The organism is Microbacterium luticocti DSM 19459 (genome assembly GCF_000422405.1).
Lineage (GTDB): Bacteria > Actinomycetota > Actinomycetes > Actinomycetales > Microbacteriaceae > Microbacterium > Microbacterium luticocti.
In genome coordinates, this window is sequence record NZ_AULS01000001.1 from 519,951 (window position 1) to 539,846 (window position 19,896).

Sequence of the window (19,896 nt, forward strand, 5' to 3'; positions counted from 1 at the left end):
CTGGGACGGTGACTGCGACGGTGGATGCGCTGCTGCCGGGCGCCGACCCGTCCCGCTTCGAGAGGTGGCGTGCGCGGGTGCGCGCCTCGGCACCGCTGCGCCGCCGCGTCGATGTCGCCGCCCCGATCGCGGTGACGCTGCTGGCCGCCGTGCTGCGGCTGTGGGACCTCGGCCATCCGCACCAGCTGGTCTTCGACGAGACCTACTACGTGAAGGATGCCTGGAGCCAGTGGAACCTCGGCGCCCCCGGCGACTGGCCGTCGGACGCCGACAAGGGTTTCGTCGCCGGTGACACCGGCACATACCTGAGCACCGGCAGCTTCGTGGTGCACCCGCCGCTGGGCAAATGGTTGATCGGGCTGGGCATGTGGATCTTCGGCCCGGACTCGTCCGTGGGCTGGCGGATCGCGGCGGCGCTGTTCGGCACCGCCACCGTGCTGCTGGTGTATCTGCTCGGCAAGCGGCTGACCGGCTCGACCGCGTTCGCCACCGTCGCCGGCCTGCTCATGGCGATCGACGGGCTGGCCATCGTGCTCAGCCGGGTGGCGCTGCTGGATGTGTTCCTCACCTTCTTCACGGTGCTCGCGTTCCTGTTCGCGGTGATCGACCGCGGCCGCCATCTCGACCGGCTCGGCGCCGCGCTCGCCGCCCGTGCCGACGGCGCCCCGGCCGACGGCACGGGCGGCCTCGGCCCGCTGCTGTGGAACCGGCCGTGGCTGGTCGCGGCCGGCGCCGCCGCGGGGGCGGCGACGGCCGTGAAGTGGTCGGGCCTGTACGTGCTGGCGGCGCTCGGACTGTACGCGGTGGTCAGCGACGCGCTCACCCGTCGCCGCGCCGGGGTGCCGCTGTGGCCGTGGGGGGCGCTGCGGCAGGGCGTGGCATCCTTCGTGCTGCTGGTGCCGGTGGCGCTCGCGGTGTACCTGGCGTCGTGGACCGGGTGGTTCGTCAGCGCCGACGGTTACGACCGGCACGCCGCGGCCGGGCCGCTGCAGAGCCTGTGGATCTACCACCAGGCGATCTACGCGTTCCACGTCGGGCTCACCACACCGCACAGCTACGCCAGCCCGGCGTGGCAGTGGCCCCTGCTGATCCGCCCCACCTCGATGTACTGGCATCAGGACGCGTTCGGCCAGGCCGGGTGCACCTGGACCAGCAGCTGCGTGCAGGCGATCTCGTCGATCCCCAACCCGGTCATCTGGTGGGCGGGCATCGCCGCGACCGTCTACCTGGTGGTGGCCGTGGTGCGCCGGCGCGACTGGCGCCACGCGATCGTTCTGACCGGCGTGGCCTCCACCTACGTCCCGTGGCTGCTGTTCCCCGAGCGCACGATCTTCCAGTTCTACACGATCGCGATGCTGCCGTTCACGGTGCTGGCGCTGACCTTCGCGCTGCAGGAGGTGGCCGGCGGCCGCCACGCCGATCCCCGCCGGCGGCGTGCCGGTCAGCGGGTGGTGTGGGTGTTCCTGGCGGTCGTCGTGGCGCTGTCGGCCTTCTGGTACCCGGTGTGGGTCGGGATGCCGGTTCCCTACGCGTTCTGGCGGCTGCACAACTGGATCCCCACCTGGATCTGAGCCGGTACCCTCGTACCGTGACTGTCCGCATCGAGAAGGTCGATCTGCCCGGCATCGGCGTGCGCCATGATCTGGTGACCGAGAGCGGGCGACGGCTCGCCGTGGTCCGCTACCGCGACGGCGAGCGCGAACTGGGCGTGTACGACGCCGACGACCCCGACGAGTGCCGCGAGTCGCTGCGCATCACCGAAGACGAGGCCGAGGCGCTGGCGGAGCTGTTCAGTGCCTCGCTGGCGGTCAGCCGGCTCACCAAGCTCACCGACGAGACCGACGGCCTGTACACCGAGAAGATCGTGCTGCCCGAGGGCTCCCCGTTCGTGGACAAGACCCTCGGCGACACCAAGACCCGCACCCGCACGCACGTGTCGGTGGTGGCGATCATCCGCGACCGTCGCGTGATCCCCTCCCCCACACCGTCCGAGGTGCTGCGGGCGGGGGATGTGATCGTCACGGTGGGAACGCGCGCCGGGCTGGATGCCGCCACGCACCTGATCACCGACGGACCGGAATGATCCCCGGGCGCCGCCGATGAACGAAGACCCCGTCCTCGTCCTGATCGAAGTCGGCGCCCTGCTGTTCGGGATGAGCCTGCTCGGCCGGCTCGCCGCCCGGATCGGGCTGTCGCCGATCCCGCTGTACCTGATCGCCGGGCTGGTGTTCGGCACCGGCGGCCTGCTGCCGATGGACGCCAGCGCCAGCTTCTTCCAGATCGGCGCCGAGATCGGCGTGATCCTGCTGCTCGCGCTGCTGGGACTGGAGTACTCGGCGGCCGAGCTGCTGCACGGGCTGCGCCGGTCGAAGGTGGCCGGTCTGCTCGATGCGGCGCTGAACGCCCTGCCCGGGTTCGTGTTCGCGCTGATCCTGGGCTGGCCGATCCCCGCGGCGGTCGCGGTGGCCGGCATCACCTGGGTCACCTCGTCGGGGGTCACCGCGAAGCTGCTGCGCGACCTCGGCCGCATCGGGAACCGGGAGACCCCCGTCGTGCTGTCGGTCCTGGTGATCGAAGACCTGGCGATGGCGTTCTACCTGCCGACCGCGTCGGCGCTGGTGATCGGGGTGAGCCTGCTGCAGGGCGCGATCCGGGTGGCGATCGCGGTGGCGGTGGTGCTGCTGATCCTGTTCATCGCGCTGCGGTTCGGTCCGGCGGTCTCGCGGCTGTTCACGCCCGATCTGACCGAGCCGCTGGTGCTCGGGGTGCTCGGGTTGACGATGCTCGTGGCGGGACTGGCCGACGAGGTGAACGTCTCGGCCGCGGTGGGCGCGTTCCTGGTGGGCATCGCCCTGTCGGGGCGGGTCGCCGAATCGGCCCGCGAGGTGCTCTCGCCGCTGCGCGACCTGTTCGCAGCGGTGTTCTTCGTGTTCTTCGGCTTGGCGACCGATGCCTCGCAGCTGCCCCAGGTGATCGTGCCCGGGCTGATCCTGACGGCGCTGACCATGGGCACCAAGATCCTCACCGGCTATCTGGCGGCGCGGCGGGCGGGCATCGGCGTGCCGGGCCGGTGGCGTGCGGGGATCGCACTGACCCCACGCGGCGAGTTCTCGATCGTGATCGCCGGCATCGCCGCCGGGACGGTGCCGATGCTGGCCCCGCTGGCGGCGATCTACGTGTTCTTCACGGTGATCGGCGCGACCCTGCTCGGCCGGCTCAGCGACACCGCCTGGTTCCGCAAGGTGACCACGCGCAAGAAGAAGGCGGTCAGTCCAGCGCAGCCGGGTCGGTGACCGGCAGCGCGCAGGCGAACGCCCGGCAGTCGTACACGGTGGCCCGGTCCGGCTGCCGGTGATCGAACAGCGAGAAACCGGCATCCGCCAACGCCGCGGACTGCGCCGGCGTCGCCACCGCCGTCAGATCGGCCGGCAACGTGACCGCCGCGCGCACGAGCGGGTCGCCGCCCTCGGCGATGACCACGACCTGCCGGGGCGAACCGGTCAGGGTGGCCGCGACCCGCAGCAGCGCACCGTGGGCCACCGGCTCGGCCAGCGCCCGCACGGCGTGCGCGGCGACGACGGATGCCGCGGCCTGACGGTACCGCTCCCCCGCGCCGAGCAGCCACAGTGCCGTGGCGGCTTCGGCGATCGCGCTCGGGCCGGACGGATGGTCGGTGTCGGCGGGCGACGGGTCGGCCGGCACCCCGCCCGCCGCGAGCACCGGGTCGGGCCCGGCCGGCGCCGCCGGCGCGGTCGCATCCGCCAGGCAGGCGTCCACCAGGTCGCGGGCGCGGACCGCGTACGCAACCTCGCCGGTGGCGGCGCACAGCGCCAGCAGGCCGGTGGCGATCAGGCCGTGGTCTTCGAGCGTCGCCGGTGCGGGCGAGAGCACCTCGTCGAGCCACGCCCGGTGCCACCGGCCCTGCTCGTCGACGGCGGTGGTCAGCACCGCGTCGGCCGCCCACCGCGCCGCCTCGACCAGGCGCTGCTCACCGCGGCGGAGCCCCGCGCGGGCCAGGGCGCCGATCGCCATGCCGTTCCAGCCGGTGACGATCTTGCCGTCGAGCGCCGGGGGTGCGAGGCGGGCGCGGGCTGCCGCGTCCCGCGCATAGTAGCCGCCCTCGCTGCGCACCCCGTCGATCCACGACTCGGAGTCCTGCGCGGCGGCGAACCCGCCCGTGCCCTGCTGCAGCACGTCGATCAGAAACCGGGCCACATCGTGCACGGTGCCCTCGTCACCGGCGTCGACGGCGACCTCGAGCAGCCCGGCGTTGTCGGTGAGCATGCGCTCGTAGTGCGGCACCGTCCAGTCGCGGCGGGTGGCGTAGCGGAAGAAGCCGCCGTCGATCGCATCGTGCAGCGGCGAGGCCGCCATCGCCGCCAGCGCACGGCCGGCGGCGGCGGCCGCCTCGGGCACGGCATCGGCGAGCGCGGGCGCCTGCAGAAAGCGCAGCACCGGCACGGTGGGGAACTTCGGCGTGCCCATGCCCGCACCCGGCGGAGCGAAGCCGCCGTACTCGCGGTCCTCGCGGGCGAGGACGGCCCGGGCCGCAGCGGCGAGCGCGTCGAGGGTCGGCAGCGGTGCGGGGGTGGCATCCGCCGCCCGGCGCAGTGCGCCCACGACCGCGTCGGCCGTCTGCACCACCTCGTCGCGGCGCACGGTCCACGCCTCACGCACCGCCGCCAGCACCTGCCGGAACGACGGCATCCCCGGCCGCGGCTGCGGCGGAAAGTACGTGCCGGCGTAGAACGCGCGCCCGTCGGGGGTGGTGAACACGGTCAGCGGCCAGCCGAGGCTGCGGGTGAAGGCCGACGCCGCGGCCATGTAGGCGGCGTCGACGTCAGGATGCTCCTCCCGGTCGACCTTGATCGCCACGAACCCGTCGCCCAGCTCACGGGCGGTGTCGGGGTCGGCGAACGACTCGCGTGCCATGACGTGGCACCAGTGGCAGGTGGAGTAGCCGATCGAGACGAGCACCGGCACGTCGCGCTCGCGGGCCCGGGCGAACGCCTCGTCGCCCCACGGATACCACGCCACCGGATTGTCGGCGTGGGCCCGCAGGTACGGGCTCGCCGAGGCCGCCAGGCGCGAGGTCACCGAACCCGTCCCTCGCTCAGTTGACCTCGTCGGGGTGGGCCGAGACCCGGCCCGACCCGTCGCCGGGCTCGAGCGCGTCGATCGCGGCGACCTCGTCGTCGGTGAGGACGAAGTCGAACACGTCGATGTTCTCGGCCAGACGCTCGCGGTGCACCGACTTGGGGAACAGGATGTACCCGTGCTGCAGATGCCAGCGGATCACCACCTGCGCGGGCGTCTTGCCGTGCGCGGCGGCGGCACCGGCGACCGCGGGGGTGCCGAACAGGTCATACTTGCCCTGGCCCAGCGGACCCCACGACTCGATGCGCACGTCGTGGGCGGCCGCCCAGGCGGTGACGGCGGGCTGCTGGTGGGCGGGGTGCAGCTCGATCTGGTCGACGGCGGGGACCACCCCGGTGGCGGTGACGATCTTCTCCAGGTGCGGCACCAAGAAGTTCGACACGCCGATGCTGCGGGCAAGACCGTCGGCGCGCAGCTCGATCAGCCTCTGCCACGCGTGCAGGTAGTCGTCTTTGGCGGGCGTCGGCCAGTGGATGAGATACAGGTCGACCTGTTCGAGTCCGAGCCGCTCCAGGCTCTCGCCGAGGGCCGCCCGCGGCTGGTCGCCGTCGTGCCGGTCGTTCCACAGCTTGGTCGTGACGAACAGCTCGTCGCGCGGGATGCCGCTGGCCGCGATCGCCGCGCCCACGCCCTGCTCGTTGCCGTAGACGGCGGCGGTGTCGATGTGCCGGTACCCGAGCTCGAGCGCCTCGCTCACCGCGCGTTGCGCGTCGTCGGCGGGCACCTTGAAGGTGCCGTAGCCGAGCTGGGGGATGCGGGTGCCGTCGTTGAGGGTGATCTCGGGAACGCTCATCCTCCCAGCCTACGAGGCTGTGCGTCGTGCCGGACCGGCGTTTTTCACGGCGGTGCCCCTACCGCCACGATCCACACCGGGGTTTGGATGGAATCCGGTGCGCAGGGTGCGTGCCGGAGGGAGGATGCTCGGATGGCGGTTGCCGGTCGACTGTTCCGCGCCCTCGCGCCGCTGTTCGCCGTCCTCGCTCTGGTCGCGGCATCCGGCGTCGCGGCGGCGTGCACACTCGGACCGTGGGAGCCGCCGCCGGGTGCCACCGCCCCGGCGTCCGCCGGCATCCGGTGACCGGCATGAGCAGCCCGACCGCCGGGGACGTGCCCGCGCCCGCCGACCGGCCGATCGGCCTCGCGGTGCTGCTGGTGGCGGCCGGTGCGCTCGGGTGGTGGGCCGCGTTCCGGCTCACCCTGGAGCATCTGCACGCGCTCGAGCATCCGGGTGCCGTGCTCGGCTGCGACATCAGCGTGCTGGTGCAGTGCGGCGATGCCCTCGACTCGCCGCAGGGCAGCGTGTTCGGGTTCAGCAACGCCCTGCTCGGCGTCGCGTTCTGGGTGGTGCCGGTCATCGTCGGCGCCGCGATCCTGGCCGGGGCTCGCTTCGCCCGGTGGTTCTGGCTGCCGGTGTGGCTGGGCACGGCGGGGGCGTTCGCGTTCGTGTGCTGGTTCGTCGTGCAGAGCGTGTTCGTGCTGCACGCGCTGTGCCCCTGGTGCATGCTCACCTGGGCCGTGACGATCCCGATGTTCCTGGCCGTCACCGTGCACGTGCTGCGTGCCGGGCACCTGCCGGCCGGCGCGGGCGTGCGGCGCGCGGCGGCGCACCTGATGGCCTGGGTGCCGCCGGCGACCATCGTGCTGTACGGCGTGATCGTGCTCGTCGCCCAGGTGCGGCTGGGCGCCGTCGTGAACATCTGGCACACCTTCTTCGGCTGAGAAAACCTGACGTGCACATCCACGCCTGAGCGCACCGCCGGGCGGTACGATGGCAGGCTGTGTCTGCGCCCGAACCCGTGATCGTCTACCCGCCCGAGCTGCCCGTCAGCGCGGCGCGGGACGAGATCGCGCGCGCCGTGGCCGCGCACCAGGTCGTGATCGTCGCCGGCGCGACCGGGTCGGGCAAGACCACCCAGCTGCCGAAGATCCTGCTCGAAGCCGGGGCCGGCCGCATCGCGCACACCCAGCCACGGCGGATCGCCGCCCGTTCCATCGCCGAGCGGATCGCGGGCGAGCTGCAGGTGCCGGTGGGCACCACGGTCGGGTACAAGGTGCGGTTCACCGACAAGGTCTCGGACCAGACCCGCATCGCACTGATGACCGACGGCATCCTGCTCAACGAGATCCACCGCGACCGGCTCCTGACCCGCTACGACGCGATCATCGTCGACGAGGCGCACGAGCGCTCGCTCAACGTCGACTTCCTGATCGGCTATCTGCGCCGCATCCTGCCGCGCCGGCCGGATCTGAAGGTGGTCATCACCTCGGCGACGATCGACCCCGCCAGTTTCGCCGCGCACTTCGCCGACGCGCAGGGGGTGCCCGCCCCGATCATCGAGGTGTCGGGCCGCACCCACCCGGTCGAGATCCGGTACCGCGCGCGCACCGACGACGCCGACGACGACATCGACCCGCTGCTGGCGGCGCTGCGCGAGCTCGACCGGGAGCCGGCCGGTGACGTGCTGGTGTTCCTGCCGGGTGAGGCCGAGATCCGTGATGCGATGGATGCCGTCCGCGGCATGTACGCGAAGGATGCCGCCCCCACCGAGGTGCTGCCGCTGTACGGCCGACTGTCGGCCGCCGACCAGCATCGGGTGTTCGAACCCTCGGCGGTCCCCGGCGTGCGCCGACGCGTCATCCTCGCCACCAACGTCGCCGAGACGAGCCTGACCGTCCCGGGCATCCGGTACGTGGTGGATTCCGGCACCGCCCGCATCTCGCGGTACAGCACCCGCAGCAAGGTGCAGCGGCTGCCGATCGAGCCGATCTCGCAGGCATCGGCCCAGCAGCGCTCCGGCCGCGCCGGGCGTACGGCGCCCGGCGTGGCGATCCGGATGTACTCCGCCGAGGACTTCGCGTCGCGTCCGGAGTTCACCGAGCCCGAGATCCTGCGCACCAGCCTCGCATCGGTGGTGCTGCAGATGCTGGCACTCGGGTTCGGCGACATCGCCGACTTCCCGTTCCTGACCCCTCCCGACTCGCGCGGCGTGAAGGCGGCGTTCGACCTGCTCGTCGAACTGGGCGCGGTGACGACCCGGCCGCCCCGCGAGCGCGACGACGCCCGGCCGCACCGCGAGCGCGGCGGGTCGACGCGTCGCCGGGTGCTCACCGACATCGGCCGAGAGCTGGCGCGTCTGCCCATCGACCCGCGGTTCGCGCGCATGCTGCTGCAGGCGCGCCGCACCGGGGTGCTGCCCGAGGTGCAGGCGATCGTCGCCGGACTGTCGATCCCCGACGTGCGCGAGCGGCCCGACGAGCACCGCGACCAGGCCGACCGGCTGCACGCCCGGTTCACCGATCCGACCAGCGACTTCCTCACCCTGCTGAACCTGTGGAACCACCTGCAGCAGCTGCAGCGCGACCTCGGCTCGAGCGCCTTCCGGCGCACCTGCCGCGCGGAGTATCTGAACTATGTGCGGGTGCGCGAGTGGTTCGACGTGCACCGGCAGCTCGGCTCGCTGCTGAGGCCCTCAACCCACGACCGGGGTGGGCCCGGCGACCGGGGCACGGCCGACCCCGACGCGATCCACCAGGCGATCCTGTCGGGGCTGCTCTCGCACATCGGCGTGCTCGACACCCGGTCGCTCGCGGCAGCCGGCGACCGTCGTCAGCCCGGCGGTACGCGCGGCAAGCCCCGTGCCGAGTACCTCGGTGCCCGCGGCGCGCGGTTCGCGATCTTCCCGGGCTCGGGGCTGCGCACATCCCGCCCGCAGGCGGTCATGGCCGCCGAGCTCGTCGAGACCAGTCGGCTGTTCGCGCGCACGGTCGCCGTCATCGACCCGGCTTGGGCCGAGGCCCCGGCCGGCGACCTCGCCAAGCGGTCGCTGTCCGACCCGCACTGGTCGAAGGACGCCGGTGCCGCCGTCGCCGACGAGAAGGTCACCCTGTTCGGGGTGCCGATCATCCCCCGCCGCACCGTGCAGCTGGCCCGCATCGACCGGCCGATGGCGCGCGAGCTGTTCCTGCGACACGCCCTGGTCGACGGCGAATGGGACACGACCGCGCTCGGCACGGGGCTGACCGCGTTCGACCGGCGCAACCGCGAGCTGCGCCGCCGCCTCGAGAAGCTCGAAGAGCGCGAGCGCCGACGCGACATCCTCGCCGGCGACGAGGCGGTGTACGCGTTCTACGACGCCCGTGTGCCCCGCGACGTGTTCGACGTGCGCTCGTTCCAGTCGTGGTGGCGCGAGGCGCAGGCGCGCACCCCGCGGCTGCTCGAGATGACCGAGGCCGACCTCGTCGACGAGGCATCCCGCGCCGACGAACGCGACTTCCCCACGCGGTGGCGGCAGGGCGACCAGCAGCTGACGCTGGCGTATCGCTTCGAGCCGGGCGCGCCCGACGACGGGGTCACCGCCGTCGTGCCGCTGGCGCTGCTGCCACAGTTGCGTCCGGACGGGTTCGACTGGCAGGTGCCGGGTCTGCGCGACGAGCTGATCGCCGCGCTCATCAAGGCGCTGCCCAAGGCGATCCGCCGACATGTGGTGCCGGCATCCGATTGGGCGTCCCGCTTCGCCGACGAACTGGCCGGGCAGGGGCCCGAGCACCATGAGGGCCTGCCCGCCGCGACGCTGCGTCAGGCGCTGGCCGACCGCATCCGGCGGGTGGCGAGCCTGCCGGTGGGCGTCGACGACTTCGACATGACACGCGTGCCCGGCCACCTGCAGGTCTCGTTCCGCGCCGTCGACGGCCGGGGCCGCACGGTCGGCTCCGACCGTGACCTGGCGGTGCTGCAGGCCCGGCTCGCCGACAGATCGCGGGATGCCGTGGCCAGGTCGCTGGGCGACACTCCGCGCCCGACCCCCACCCGCCGCGGTGCCGCCGGCGGCCGTTCCGACGCGCCCCGCCCGCCGCAGGGCGCCGCCGCGGCCGAACGAGCGGGCATGACCACGTGGGATCTCGGCACGCTTCCCGAGGTCGTCGACACCACCGTCCCCGGCGGCGTCGTGCGCGGCTACCCCGCCCTGGTCGACACCGGTGCGGCCGTCGACCTGCGCATCATGGCCACACCCGAGCAGGCCGAGGCGAGCACCCGCGCCGGGGTGCGCCGGCTGGTGCTGTGCTCGACGCCCAGTCCGGCCGAGTACGTGCTCGACCACCTCACCGCCGCCGAGAAGCTGGCGCTGGCCGCCTCGCCGTACCCGTCGGCCCGCGCCGCGGTCGAGGACTGCCGTGTCGCCGTCGCCGACGCCGTCATCGGCCGCGTGCAGCCCGACGGCGTCGTCCGCACCGCCGCCGACTTCGACCGCGTGCGCGAGGCGTTCTCGGCCGCCGTGGTCGACGAGCTGTTCGCCGCGGTCTCGTTGCTGGCGCGCATCCTGGTCGCCGCCCGCGACGTGGAACGCGCCGTCAAGGGCACCAACGCGCTCACCCTGCTGGCGGCGCTGAACGATGTGAAGGGCCAGCTCGCGGGCCTGGTCCACCCCGGATTCGTCTCGCGCACCGGCCTGGACCGGCTCGTGCACCTGCCCCGCTACCTGCAGGCCGCGCTGCAGCGGGTGCGCGAGCTGCCCGACGCGCCCGGCCGTGACCGGCAGCGGCAGACCGAATACGAGCGCGCCGCCGCCGCGTACGCCGACGCCGGCGGCACCATCCCGCCCGCCTCCGACGAGGCGGCACGGCTGGTGACGGTGCGCTGGATGCTCGAGGAGTACCGGGTGAGCCTGTTCGCCCAGGCGCTGGGCACCGCCGGTTCGGTGTCGTTGCCGCGCATCCACAAGGCGCTGTCGGGGACTTGACGCGACCGCCCCGCCGGGTGAAAAGTGTCTTCCCGGGTCGGATGGAATCCGACCCGGACGACAACTGAATGCGGAAGGAACGACGATGACCTCCCCCGACACTCCGACGCGCGGTCCGGCACGGCCCGGACCGTATGTCATCTCCGGCATCCTCATCGCGCTCGCGATCGTGATGCCCCTGCTCGTGCCGATGTACGCGAGCTGGGACCCCGCCCTGTGGGGCATCCCGTTCTTCTACTGGTACCAGCTGCTGTGGGTGTTCATCGCCTCGGGCCTGCTGGCCGTCGCCTACGTGATCATGCGCAATGAGGACCGGCGCCGTCGCGCCGAGGTCCGTGGCCGGAGGGATGCCTGATGCCTGTGCTGTTCGCAGACCCGGTCCCCCCGCAGCGCCCGGTCGACTGGGTGCCGCTGGTCATCGTCGTCGTGCTGTTCGTGGTGGTGGCGGTGATCGGCTTCCTCGCCTCGCGGTGGCGTACCGCGCCGGCCGAGCGCGGCCTGCACTCGCTGGACGAGTGGGGCCTGGGCGGCCGCGGGTTCGGCACCTGGGTCACCTGGTTCCTGCTGGGCGGCGACCTGTACACCGCCTACACGTTCGTGGCCGTGCCGGCCGCGATGTGGGCCTCGGGTGCGGTGAGCGGCTTCTTCGCCGTGCCGTACACGATCGTGCTCTACCCGATCGTGTTCCTGCTGATGTCGCGGCTGTGGTCGGTGTCGCATCGGCACGGCTACGTCACCCCGGCCGACTTCATCGGCGGCCGGTACGGCAGCCGCAGCCTGTCGCTGGCGGTGGCCGTCACCGGCATCATCGCGACGATGCCGTACATCGCCCTGCAGCTGGTGGGCATCAAGTCGGTGCTGACGGTGCTGGGCCTGGGCTCGAACACGAACTGGTTCATGGCCGACCTGCCGCTGATCATCGCGTTCGTCGTGCTGGCCGCCTACACCTACACGGCGGGGCTGCGGGCGCCGGCGCTCATCGCGGTGGTCAAAGACATCCTCATCTACGTGGCCATCGTGGTGGCGATCATCTACCTGCCGACCAAGTTCGGCGGGTGGGAGAACATCTTCTCGGCCGCCGACGACAAGCTCAGTGCCACCAACCCCGCCACCGGCGCCCCGTTCGGCGCCGTGATCCCGGGCGCGGCGTCGTTCAACGCGTACTGGACGCTGGCTCTGGGCTCGGCGATGGCGCTGTTCATGTACCCGCACTCGATCACCGGCGTGCTGGCCACCAAGAGCCGCAACACCATCCGCCGCAACGCGATGATCCTGCCGCTGTACTCGCTGATGCTCGGCGGTCTGGCGCTCCTGGGCTATGTGGCGATCAAGGCGGGCACGGCGCCGGTCGACGTGAACGGGGCGGTGAACGCGCAGCTGGTGGTGCCGCAGCTGTTCAGCGACGCGTTCCCGAAGTGGTTCGCGGGCGTCGCGCTGGCGGCCATCGCGATCGGGGCGCTGGTGCCGGCGGCGATCATGTCGATCGCGGCGTCGAACCTGTTCACCCGCAACGTGTACCGGGACTTCTTCAAGAAGGACGCCACCCCGCAGCAGGAGGCGAAGGTCTCGAAGCTGGTGTCGCTGATCGTCAAGGTCGGTGCGCTGGTGTTCGTGCTGGGCATGGACCAGTCCTCGGCGATCAACCTGCAGCTGCTGGGCGGCATCTGGATCCTGCAGACGTTCCCGGCGATCGTCGCGGGCCTGTACACCCGCTGGTTCAACAAGTGGGCACTGCTGGTCGGCTGGGCCACGGGCATCGTGTACGGCACGGTCGCCGCCTACAACGTCGTGAACCCGGCCACGCACAAGCACTTCGGCGGGTCGATCGCGGCGTTCCCGTTCACCGACATCCCGGTGTACATCGGCGTGTCGGCGTTCGTGATCAACGCGGTCGTGGCCACGGTGCTCACCCTCATCCTGCGCCTGGCCAAGGTCGTGGATGCCACCGACAGCACGCGCGCGTCGGACTACGGTGCCGACGAGCACGACCCGAAGGTGATCGAGATCGAGAAGGAGGCGGCCGCCGAGCCCGGCAACCCGCTGGCCGGGTGAGATGCTGGTGAGATGGCACAGGCGATCGAGTACATCCAGTTCGGTGGACCGGAGGTCCTGACGCGTGCGGAGGTGACCTCCCCGGCACCCGGTGCCGGGGAGGTCACCGTGCGCATCGACGCCGCCGGCGTCAACCCGATCGACGCGAAGATCCGCTCGGGGCTGCGCCCCACCGGCGCGATCACCGCCCCGCGACGCATCGGCGGCGACGGGGCGGGCACCGTGATCGCGGTCGGGCCCGACGTCGAGGACGTGGCGGTGGGTCAGGACGTGATCGTGTTCGGTGCGACCGGTACCTACGCCACCGAGATCACCGTGCCGACCGGGTGCGTGCAGCCGCGGCCGCCGCAGGTGTCGGCCGCCGAGGGTGCGGCCCTGGGGGTGCCGGCAGGGACGGCCTACCAGACGCTGCGCTCGCTGAGCGTGCGCGCCGGCGACACGGTGCTGGTGCACGGCGGCTCGGGAGCGGTGGGGCAGGCCCTCGTGCAGTTCGCGACGCTGTGGGGTGCGGCCGTGGTGGCCACCGCATCCGGCCGCCGGCACGATCGGCTGCGCGAACTGGGCGCGATCCCGGTCGCCTACGGCGACGGGCTCGAGCAGCGGGTGCGCGCCGCGGCGCCGGCGGGCATCACCGCGGTGGTCGATGTCGCCGGCACCGACGAGGCGATCGACGTCTCTCTGCGGCTGGCACCGGACCGCGCTCGGGTGGCGACGCTGGTGCGGGGCGCGGATGCTGCGGCCCTGGGCATCCGCGCGTTCCTGGGCGGCTCTCCCGAGCCGCTGACGCCCCGCCAGCAGCAGCTGCGCGCCGAGGCGATGCCGGTCACCCTGGCGCTGATGGCGGCCGGCCGGTTCTCGGTGGAGCTCGGGCCGAGCTTTCCGCTCGCCGAGGCCGCCGAGGCGCACCGGGCGCTCGCCGCGGGCGTGGACGGCAAGATCACGCTGATCCCGTAGCCGCGCTCTCGGTTCCGGTCGCCACGTCGCGTCCGGGCGTGTTCGACCACTGGCTCCACGAGCCCGGATACACGGTCACGTCGATCCCGGCGACCGCTCCGGCCAGCGCGGTGTGCGCGGCGGTCACCCCCGATCCGCAGTAGGCGGCCACCGGCACGGCGTCGGTCGCGCCGGCTGCGGCGAACGCATCGCGGATGGCCGCGGCATCCGCGAACCTGCCGTCGCGCAGATGCACGGTGCTCGGCAGGTTGACGGCGCCCGGGATGTGTCCGGCCACCGGGTCGAGCGGCTCGCTCTCGCCGCGGTACCGCTCCGGGGCCCGCACGTCCAGCAGCACGCCGCGCGCCGGCCACGCGGCGGCCTCGTCGATGGAGGCCACGCCCTGCGTGATCTCGTGCAGCACCACGGTGCCGGGTGCGGGCCGCACCTCGCCGGTCTCAAGCTTCCCGCCGGCGTCGCGCCACGCGCGAAGGCCGCCGTCCAGCACCCGCACGTCGTCGATGCCGCACCCACGCAGCAGGAACCATGCCCGCGCGGCGCCCATCATGTTCCAGTCGTCGTAGGCGACCACGACCTCGCCGGGGTTCAGACCCCACCGCCGCGCCGAGGCCTGCAGGTCATCGACCGGTGGCAGAGGGTGCCGGCCCTGCGCGGGGGCGCCGATGTGCGCGAGCTCGGTGTCCATGTCGACATACACCGCGCCGGGCAGATGTCCGGCCAGGTACGCGGGCCGGCCGTCCGGCTCGTCGAGGCGGTAGCGCACATCCAACAGGCGCACCGGGGCGCCCGTGGCGAGCAGGTCGGACAGGTCGGCGGCGCTGATCAGCGGGTTCATGGTTCCATCGTGCCGCGTCGGACGCAACAGTTCGACACACGCCACACTCGCGCACGGCCCCGGCCCGGACAATGGACGCATGTCCGACGCCTCCGACTGTCCCACCCGGGGCTTCGCCACCACCCAGGTGCAGGCCGGGTTCTCCGCCGCCACCGCGGTGCGGTCGGCGGTCCCGCCCATCCACCAGTCCACTGCGTTCGAGCCGGCTTCGCTCTCGCACGCCCGCGACCTGTTCGCGCACCGCTGTGACGGCGACGTCTACTCGCGCACCGCGAACCCCACCGTGACCGTGCTCGAACAGCGGGTCGCCGCACTGGAGGGCGGAATCGCCGCGGTGGCGCTCGCGTCGGGGCAGGCCGCGGTCGCCCTCACCCTGCTGGCCCTCGCCGGCCGCGGCGGTCACATCGTCGCCGCCCGGCAGCTGTACGGCGGCACCGTCGACCTGCTCGAAGACACCCTGCCCGACTGGGGCATACAGACCTCGTTCGTCGACCAGGACGACATCGCCGCCTGGCGCGGCGCGGTACGCCCCGAGACCCGCGCCTTCTTCGCCGAGACGGTCGCGAACCCGATCGCCCAGGTGCTCGACGTGCGCGCGGTCGCCGACGCCGCCCACGCGGCCGGGGTGCCGCTGGTGGTCGACAACACCGTGGCCACCCCGTACCTGCAGCAGCCCCGGCAGTGGGGGGCGGATGTCTCGGTGCACTCGGCGACGAAGTTCATCGGCGGTCACGGGTCGGTGCTCGGCGGAGTGGTGGTCGACCTGGGCACGTTCGATTTCACGGCCGATCCGGGCCGTTGGCCGGCGCTGACCGCACCGTCGCGCCGACTCGGCCACGAGCGCAGCCTCGCCGAGCACTTCGCCTCGCCGCTGGTCGCCCTGATCAGGACGAAGTACCTGCACGACCTCGGCCCGACGCTCGGCGCCTCGGCCGCGTTCACGCTGCTGCAGGGACTGGAGACCCTCGATCTGCGCATGCAGCGGCACGCGGCATCCGCGCAGCGCGTGGCCCAGCATCTGGCCGGCCACCGCGGTGTCGCCCGGGTACACCACCCCGGACTGCCGGCCAGCCCGTGGCACGCGGCATCCCGCATCTACCTGCCCCGCGGGGTGCCGTCGGTGTTCTCGATCGACCTGCCCGGCACCGGCGACGCCGACGCCGATTTCGCGCTCGTCGAACGGTTCGTGGACCGGCTGCGGGTGCTGCGGCTGCTGGCGAACATCGGTGACGCACGCAGCATCGTCACCCACCCGGCGTCGATGACGCACAGCCACCTGTCGGCACGGCAGCTGGCCGAGGCGGGCATCTCGCCGACCACGGTGCGTCTCTCGATCGGCCTCGAGGACCCCGACGACCTGATCGCCGACCTCGACGGCGCGCTGACCGGCGCACTGACCGGCGGGCTGCGGCCGTAGTCTGAGGGGCATGAGCACACCGGCACCCGGCCTGCGGTGGGGCATCCTCGCCACCGGCGGCATCGCCCACGCGTTCACCGCGGACCTGCGCACGGCAGGTCTCGACGTGCGCGCCGTCGGCTCACGCAACGCCGCGTCGGCCGAGCGGTTCGCCCGCGCATTCGACATTCCGCGCGCGCACGGCTCTTACGAGGCCCTCGCCGCCGACGACGAGGTCGACATCGTCTACATCGCCACACCGCACCCGATGCACGCCGACGACGCCCTGCTGTGCCTGCGGCACCGCAAGCACGTGCTCGTCGAGAAGGCGTTCACGCTCAACGCCCGGCAGGCGGCGGCGGTGCGCGATGCCGCGGCCGCGCACGGGCTGCTGGCGATGGAGGCGATGTGGACCCGCTATCTGCCGCACATGCGGCGGGTGCGCGAGCTCGTCGCTTCGGGCGCGATCGGCGAGGTGCGGGTCCTGCATGCCGACCACACCCAGTCGCTGCCGACCGACCCGACACATCGCCTGAACGCGCTGGAACTCGGCGGCGGCGCGCTGCTGGATCTCGGGATCTACCCGATCTCGTTCGCGTGGGACATCCTCGGCGCACCGGTGCGCATCGACGCGCAGGCCCGGCTGGGCGACACGGGTGCCGACACCGAGGTGGCCACCGTGTTCGGCCACGCGGGCGGGGCGATCTCGACGACGCTGTCGTCGTCGCGTGCCGCCGGCCCCAACGTGGCATACATCGTGGGCACCGAAGGCCGCATCGACATCGACCGGGTCTGGTACACGCCGACCTCGTTCCGGTTGATCGGGCCCGACGGCACCGTGCGCGAGGAGTACGTCTCGCGCATCGACGGCCGCGGCATGCAGTTCGAAGCGCTCGAGGCCGAGCGGATCATCGCCTCGGGCCGGCGCGACGGCGACGTGCAGCCGATCGACCAGACCGTGGCGATCATGGCGTGCCTGGACGAGGTACGGGCGCGCATCGGCGTCGCCTACTCGGCCGACTGACCGTCCTGCGCGCGGCGTCGCGCCTCGGCCCGGCGCCGCTCCTGCTCGATCTCGCGTTCCAGGTCGGCCAGCTGCTGCTCGGTGGTGCGGGTGTCGCGCGGTGGCATCGGCGCCGACGGCGCCGGCGGTGGGTCGGCGTACCCGCGGGGGCTGCGCACCGGCCGGTCACGTTCGGGATACTCCCGCCCGATCGTGAACCACAGCACGACCCCCAGAAGCGGCAGCAGGATCACCAGCAGCAGCCACACCACCTTGGGCATGTGCCGCACCTGGCCCTCGTCACGGGTGATGATGTCGACCACCGCGAACACGGTCGCGGCCACGACCAGCAGCGAGAACAGGTACGGCATGGACACGAGCATAGGCGGACCTGCCACACTGGTGAGCATGTCAGCACAGGATGCCCGCGTCGCCGTCTATCTCGATTTCGACAACATCGTGATGTCGTGGTACGACCGGGTGCACGGCCGCAACGCCTATTCCCGCGACCGGCAGCGCATCGCCGCCGACCCGTCCGAGCCCGAGATCGCCGCCCGCCTGGCCGAGGCGACGGTCGACGTGGGCGCGATCATCGACTACGCCGCCTCGTTCGGCACGCTCGTGCTCACCCGTGCGTACGCGGACTGGTCGAACCCGGTCAACGCCGAGTACCGCACCCAGCTGGTGGCCCGCGCGGTCGACCTGGTGCAGCTGTTCCCCGCCGCCGCGTATGCGAAGAACGGTGCCGACATCCGGCTGGCCGTCGACACCGTCGAGGACATGTTCCGCCTGCCCGACCTCAGCCATGTGGTGATCGTCGCTGGCGATTCCGACTATGTGCCGCTCGCCCAGCGCTGCAAGCGGCTGGGGCGCATCGTCGTCGGGGTGGGCGTGGCCGGGTCCACGGCCAAGTCGCTCGCGGCGGCCTGTGACCAGTTCGACAGCTACGACTCGCTGCCCGGGGTCCCCACCCCGGTCCCGGCGAAGAAGACCGAGCAGACGGATGCCACACCCACCCGCCGGCGCAAGAAGAAGGAGCCGGACGTCGCCGCCGAGCTGCTCGAGCGTGCGCTCACGCTCGAACACGTGCGCACCGACGACGAGTGGATGCACCTGTCGGCGGTGAAGAACCTCATGCGCCGGATGGATCCGTCGTTCAGTGAGAAGGCCCTCGGCCACCGGTCGTTCTCGGACTTCGTGAAGGCGCACCCCGAGGTGGCCGAGCTCGACGAGTCGACGAACATCGTCACGGTGCGCCTGTCGCCCTCACGCGCCTGATCCGCGGGTGCGGCAGGCGCCACGCGGGAATGTCGCGGGGCGTGTGCGTGGTTGGCTGTTGACATGGCGGGTGTGGGATTGCGGACCGAGCGCGGCCCGATCCTGCTGTCGCTGATGCTGTCGACGTTCCTCATCGCGATCGACTCCACGATCCTCGCCACCGCGGTGCCGACGATCGTCGGCGAGCTGGGCGGGTTCAGCCAGTTCCCGTGGCTGTTCTCGGTGTACCTGCTCGCGCAGGCCGCGTCGGTGCCGGTGTATGCGAAGCTGTGCGACACGCTCGGCCGCAAGCCGATCATGATCGTGGGCATCGGGCTGTTCCTGGCCGGGTCGGTCGCCAGTGCGCTGGCGTGGAACATGACCGCGCTCATCGTGTTCCGTGCCGTGCAGGGCCTGGGGGCCGGGGCGATCACGCCGACGGCGATGACGATCGCGGGCGACATCTACACGGTGCGCGAGCGCGCCACGGCGCAGGCGTACCTGGCCAGCGTGTGGGCGATCTCGTCGGTCGTCGGCCCCACCCTGGGCGGCCTGTTCGCGCAGTTCCTGTCGTGGCGGTGGATCTTCTGGGTCAACGTGCCGCTCGGTATCCTCGCGCTGTTCATGCTGGTGCGCAGCTACCACGAGGACTTCACCCGCCACCGGCGGCGCATCGACGTGGCCGGCTCCGCCCTGCTGATCGTCGCGCTGGTGCTGCTGGTGCTGGGCGTGCTCGAGGGCGGGCAGGGCTGGGCGTGGAACAGCTGGCAGTCGATCGGATGCTTCGCCGCCGGCGCCGGCCTGCTGGTGCTGTTCGCCGTGGTCGAGCGGCGGGCGGCCGACCCGGTGCTGGCGCCGTGGGTGTTCACGAGCCGGGTCGTGGTGACCACGTCGCTGGCCGCGCTCGGCGTCGGGGCGGTGATGATCGGGCTCACCTCGTTCGTGCCGACGTTCCTGGAGTCGACCGCTGGCGCCACTCCCCTGCTCGCCGGGCTCGCGGTGGCCGCACTGAGCCTCGGCTGGCCGATCAGCGGGTCGCTCGCGGGCCGGTTCTACCTGCGCATCGGGTTCCGTTCCACCGCGGTGATCGGGTCGACGCTGGCGGTGACCGGTGCCGTGCTGCTGCTGGTGTTCGCGGCGGCCCCGTCGCTGTGGCTCACGGCGCTCGGCTGCTTCGTGGTCGGGCTGGGCCTGGGACTGGTCGCGAACCCGTCGCTGATCGCCGCGCAGTCGTCGGTGCCGCTGCGCCGGCGCGGCGTCGTGTCGGGCACGAACATGCTCGCCCGGTCGGTGGGCAGCTCGGTGGGCGTGGCGGTGTACGGGGCGATCGCGAACGCGGTGATCCTCGCCGGCGGGGGGTCGGCGCATCCCGCCGCCGTCCAGGCGGGCTCGACCGCCGTGTTCGTGGGCGTGGCGGTCTCGGCGGTGCTGCTGGTGGCGTGCACGCTGGTGATCCCGCACGTGGCGATCGCCGACGAGCAGCCGACCGGCTGAGCGTGGGCCC

Annotated in this window: 17 protein-coding genes; 13 read left to right on the forward strand and 4 right to left on the reverse strand. The window is 72.5% G+C overall.

The window, feature by feature from the left end; translation table 11 throughout:
* Positions 1–8: 8 nt before the first annotated feature.
* Genes H577_RS0102610 through H577_RS0102620 form a run of 3 tightly spaced genes read left to right on the forward strand, consistent with a single transcriptional unit; the run spans position 9 to position 3,293 of the window.
* On the forward strand, positions 9–1,571 hold the full coding sequence (locus tag H577_RS0102610; protein WP_029144631.1) for a dolichyl-phosphate-mannose--protein mannosyltransferase: 1,563 nt from the start codon (positions 9–11) through the stop codon (positions 1,569–1,571).
* Positions 1,572–1,588: 17 nt separating this feature from the next.
* Positions 1,589–2,083 carry a cation:proton antiporter regulatory subunit gene (locus H577_RS0102615; protein WP_029144632.1) on the forward strand — a complete coding sequence of 165 codons (495 nt, stop codon included), beginning with the start codon at positions 1,589–1,591 and terminating at the stop codon, positions 2,081–2,083.
* Between the two features lie 16 nt (positions 2,084–2,099).
* Positions 2,100–3,293 (forward strand): cation:proton antiporter, encoded by a 1,194-nt coding sequence (locus H577_RS0102620; protein WP_029144633.1) that lies wholly within the window; start codon positions 2,100–2,102, stop codon positions 3,291–3,293.
* Here the strand turns inward: H577_RS0102620 and H577_RS0102625 are convergent.
* Together H577_RS0102625 and H577_RS0102630 are read right to left on the reverse strand one after the other, a co-directional pair.
* On the reverse strand, positions 3,268–5,097 hold the full coding sequence (locus H577_RS0102625; protein ID WP_029144634.1) for a thioredoxin domain-containing protein: 1,830 nt from the start codon (positions 5,095–5,097) through the stop codon (positions 3,268–3,270). The genes H577_RS0102620 and H577_RS0102625 overlap by 26 nt on opposite strands.
* 16 nt (positions 5,098–5,113) lie before the next feature.
* A complete protein-coding gene (locus H577_RS0102630) occupies positions 5,114–5,950 on the reverse strand; it encodes an aldo/keto reductase (RefSeq protein WP_029144635.1) in 837 nt (278 codons plus the stop codon).
* Positions 5,951–6,082: 132 nt separating this feature from the next.
* Between H577_RS0102630 and H577_RS17515 the strand changes: the two genes are divergently transcribed.
* The 6 genes from H577_RS17515 to H577_RS0102660 all read left to right on the forward strand — a co-directional run bounded on the left by H577_RS17515 (position 6,083) and on the right by H577_RS0102660 (position 13,901).
* Positions 6,083–6,235: a hypothetical protein gene (locus tag H577_RS17515; RefSeq protein ID WP_156876528.1), complete on the forward strand. Its 153-nt coding sequence runs from the start codon at positions 6,083–6,085 to the stop codon at positions 6,233–6,235.
* 5 nt (positions 6,236–6,240) lie between these two features.
* Positions 6,241–6,876, forward strand: a complete 636-nt coding sequence (locus H577_RS0102640) for a vitamin K epoxide reductase family protein (protein ID WP_029144636.1) — start codon at positions 6,241–6,243, stop codon at positions 6,874–6,876.
* Between the two features lie 59 nt (positions 6,877–6,935).
* Positions 6,936–10,895, forward strand: coding sequence for an ATP-dependent RNA helicase HrpA (hrpA, locus tag H577_RS0102645; RefSeq protein ID WP_029144637.1), 3,960 nt, complete (start codon positions 6,936–6,938; stop codon positions 10,893–10,895).
* A gap of 85 nt (positions 10,896–10,980) precedes the next feature.
* Positions 10,981–11,250: a DUF3311 domain-containing protein gene (locus H577_RS0102650; protein ID WP_029144638.1), complete on the forward strand. Its 270-nt coding sequence runs from the start codon at positions 10,981–10,983 to the stop codon at positions 11,248–11,250.
* On the forward strand, positions 11,250–12,947 hold the full coding sequence (mctP, locus tag H577_RS14830) for a monocarboxylate uptake permease MctP (protein ID WP_051191629.1): 1,698 nt from the start codon (positions 11,250–11,252) through the stop codon (positions 12,945–12,947). The genes H577_RS0102650 and mctP overlap by 1 nt, the downstream gene beginning before the upstream one ends.
* A 12-nt stretch (positions 12,948–12,959) precedes the next feature.
* A complete protein-coding gene (locus H577_RS0102660; protein WP_029144639.1) occupies positions 12,960–13,901 on the forward strand; it encodes a quinone oxidoreductase family protein in 942 nt (313 codons plus the stop codon).
* Here the strand turns inward: H577_RS0102660 and H577_RS0102665 are convergent.
* Positions 13,885–14,736 carry a sulfurtransferase gene (locus H577_RS0102665; protein WP_029144640.1) on the reverse strand — a complete coding sequence of 284 codons (852 nt, stop codon included), beginning with the start codon at positions 14,734–14,736 and terminating at the stop codon, positions 13,885–13,887. The genes H577_RS0102660 and H577_RS0102665 overlap by 17 nt on opposite strands.
* Before the next feature lie 79 nt (positions 14,737–14,815).
* Here H577_RS0102665 and H577_RS0102670 point away from each other — a divergent pair, with 79 nt between their 5' ends.
* Positions 14,816–16,153: an O-acetylhomoserine aminocarboxypropyltransferase/cysteine synthase family protein gene (locus tag H577_RS0102670; protein WP_029144641.1), complete on the forward strand. Its 1,338-nt coding sequence runs from the start codon at positions 14,816–14,818 to the stop codon at positions 16,151–16,153.
* 10 nt (positions 16,154–16,163) lie between these two features.
* Positions 16,164–17,156 carry a Gfo/Idh/MocA family protein gene (locus H577_RS0102675; RefSeq protein ID WP_029144642.1) on the forward strand — a complete coding sequence of 331 codons (993 nt, stop codon included), beginning with the start codon at positions 16,164–16,166 and terminating at the stop codon, positions 17,154–17,156.
* Here H577_RS0102675 and H577_RS0102680 read toward each other — a convergent pair.
* Positions 17,141–17,506: a PLDc N-terminal domain-containing protein gene (locus H577_RS0102680; protein WP_029144643.1), complete on the reverse strand. Its 366-nt coding sequence runs from the start codon at positions 17,504–17,506 to the stop codon at positions 17,141–17,143. The genes H577_RS0102675 and H577_RS0102680 overlap by 16 nt on opposite strands.
* Positions 17,507–17,543: 37 nt before the next feature.
* Between H577_RS0102680 and H577_RS0102685 the strand changes: the two genes are divergently transcribed.
* Both H577_RS0102685 and H577_RS14835 read left to right on the forward strand, forming a co-directional pair.
* Complete coding sequence (locus tag H577_RS0102685) at positions 17,544–18,413, forward strand: NYN domain-containing protein (protein WP_036283315.1); 870 nt, start codon at positions 17,544–17,546, stop codon at positions 18,411–18,413.
* A 63-nt stretch (positions 18,414–18,476) separates the two neighbouring features.
* Positions 18,477–19,886, forward strand: coding sequence for an MFS transporter (locus H577_RS14835; protein WP_051191630.1), 1,410 nt, complete (start codon positions 18,477–18,479; stop codon positions 19,884–19,886).
* Positions 19,887–19,896 lie beyond the last annotated feature (10 nt).

Bases quoted from the DNA above. Each gene is read 5' to 3' on its own strand.
- H577_RS0102675 (WP_029144642.1), top strand. From the start codon at position 16,164: ATGAGCACACCGGCACCCGGCCTGCGGTGGGGCATCCTCGCCACCGGC.
- H577_RS0102665 (WP_029144640.1), bottom strand. From the start codon at position 14,736: ATGAACCCGCTGATCAGCGCCGCCGACCTGTCCGACCTGCTCGCCACG.
- H577_RS0102670 (WP_029144641.1), top strand. From the start codon at position 14,816: ATGTCCGACGCCTCCGACTGTCCCACCCGGGGCTTCGCCACCACCCAG.
- H577_RS0102685 (WP_036283315.1), top strand. From the start codon at position 17,544: ATGTCAGCACAGGATGCCCGCGTCGCCGTCTATCTCGATTTCGACAAC.
- H577_RS0102680 (WP_029144643.1), bottom strand. From the start codon at position 17,506: ATGCCGTACCTGTTCTCGCTGCTGGTCGTGGCCGCGACCGTGTTCGCG.
- H577_RS0102630 (WP_029144635.1), bottom strand. From the start codon at position 5,950: ATGAGCGTTCCCGAGATCACCCTCAACGACGGCACCCGCATCCCCCAG.
- H577_RS0102620 (WP_029144633.1), top strand. From the start codon at position 2,100: ATGAACGAAGACCCCGTCCTCGTCCTGATCGAAGTCGGCGCCCTGCTG.
- H577_RS17515 (WP_156876528.1), top strand. From the start codon at position 6,083: ATGGCGGTTGCCGGTCGACTGTTCCGCGCCCTCGCGCCGCTGTTCGCC.
- H577_RS0102660 (WP_029144639.1), top strand. From the start codon at position 12,960: ATGGCACAGGCGATCGAGTACATCCAGTTCGGTGGACCGGAGGTCCTG.
- H577_RS14835 (WP_051191630.1), top strand. From the start codon at position 18,477: ATGGCGGGTGTGGGATTGCGGACCGAGCGCGGCCCGATCCTGCTGTCG.
- H577_RS0102640 (WP_029144636.1), top strand. From the start codon at position 6,241: ATGAGCAGCCCGACCGCCGGGGACGTGCCCGCGCCCGCCGACCGGCCG.
- H577_RS0102650 (WP_029144638.1), top strand. From the start codon at position 10,981: ATGACCTCCCCCGACACTCCGACGCGCGGTCCGGCACGGCCCGGACCG.
- mctP (WP_051191629.1), top strand. From the start codon at position 11,250: ATGCCTGTGCTGTTCGCAGACCCGGTCCCCCCGCAGCGCCCGGTCGAC.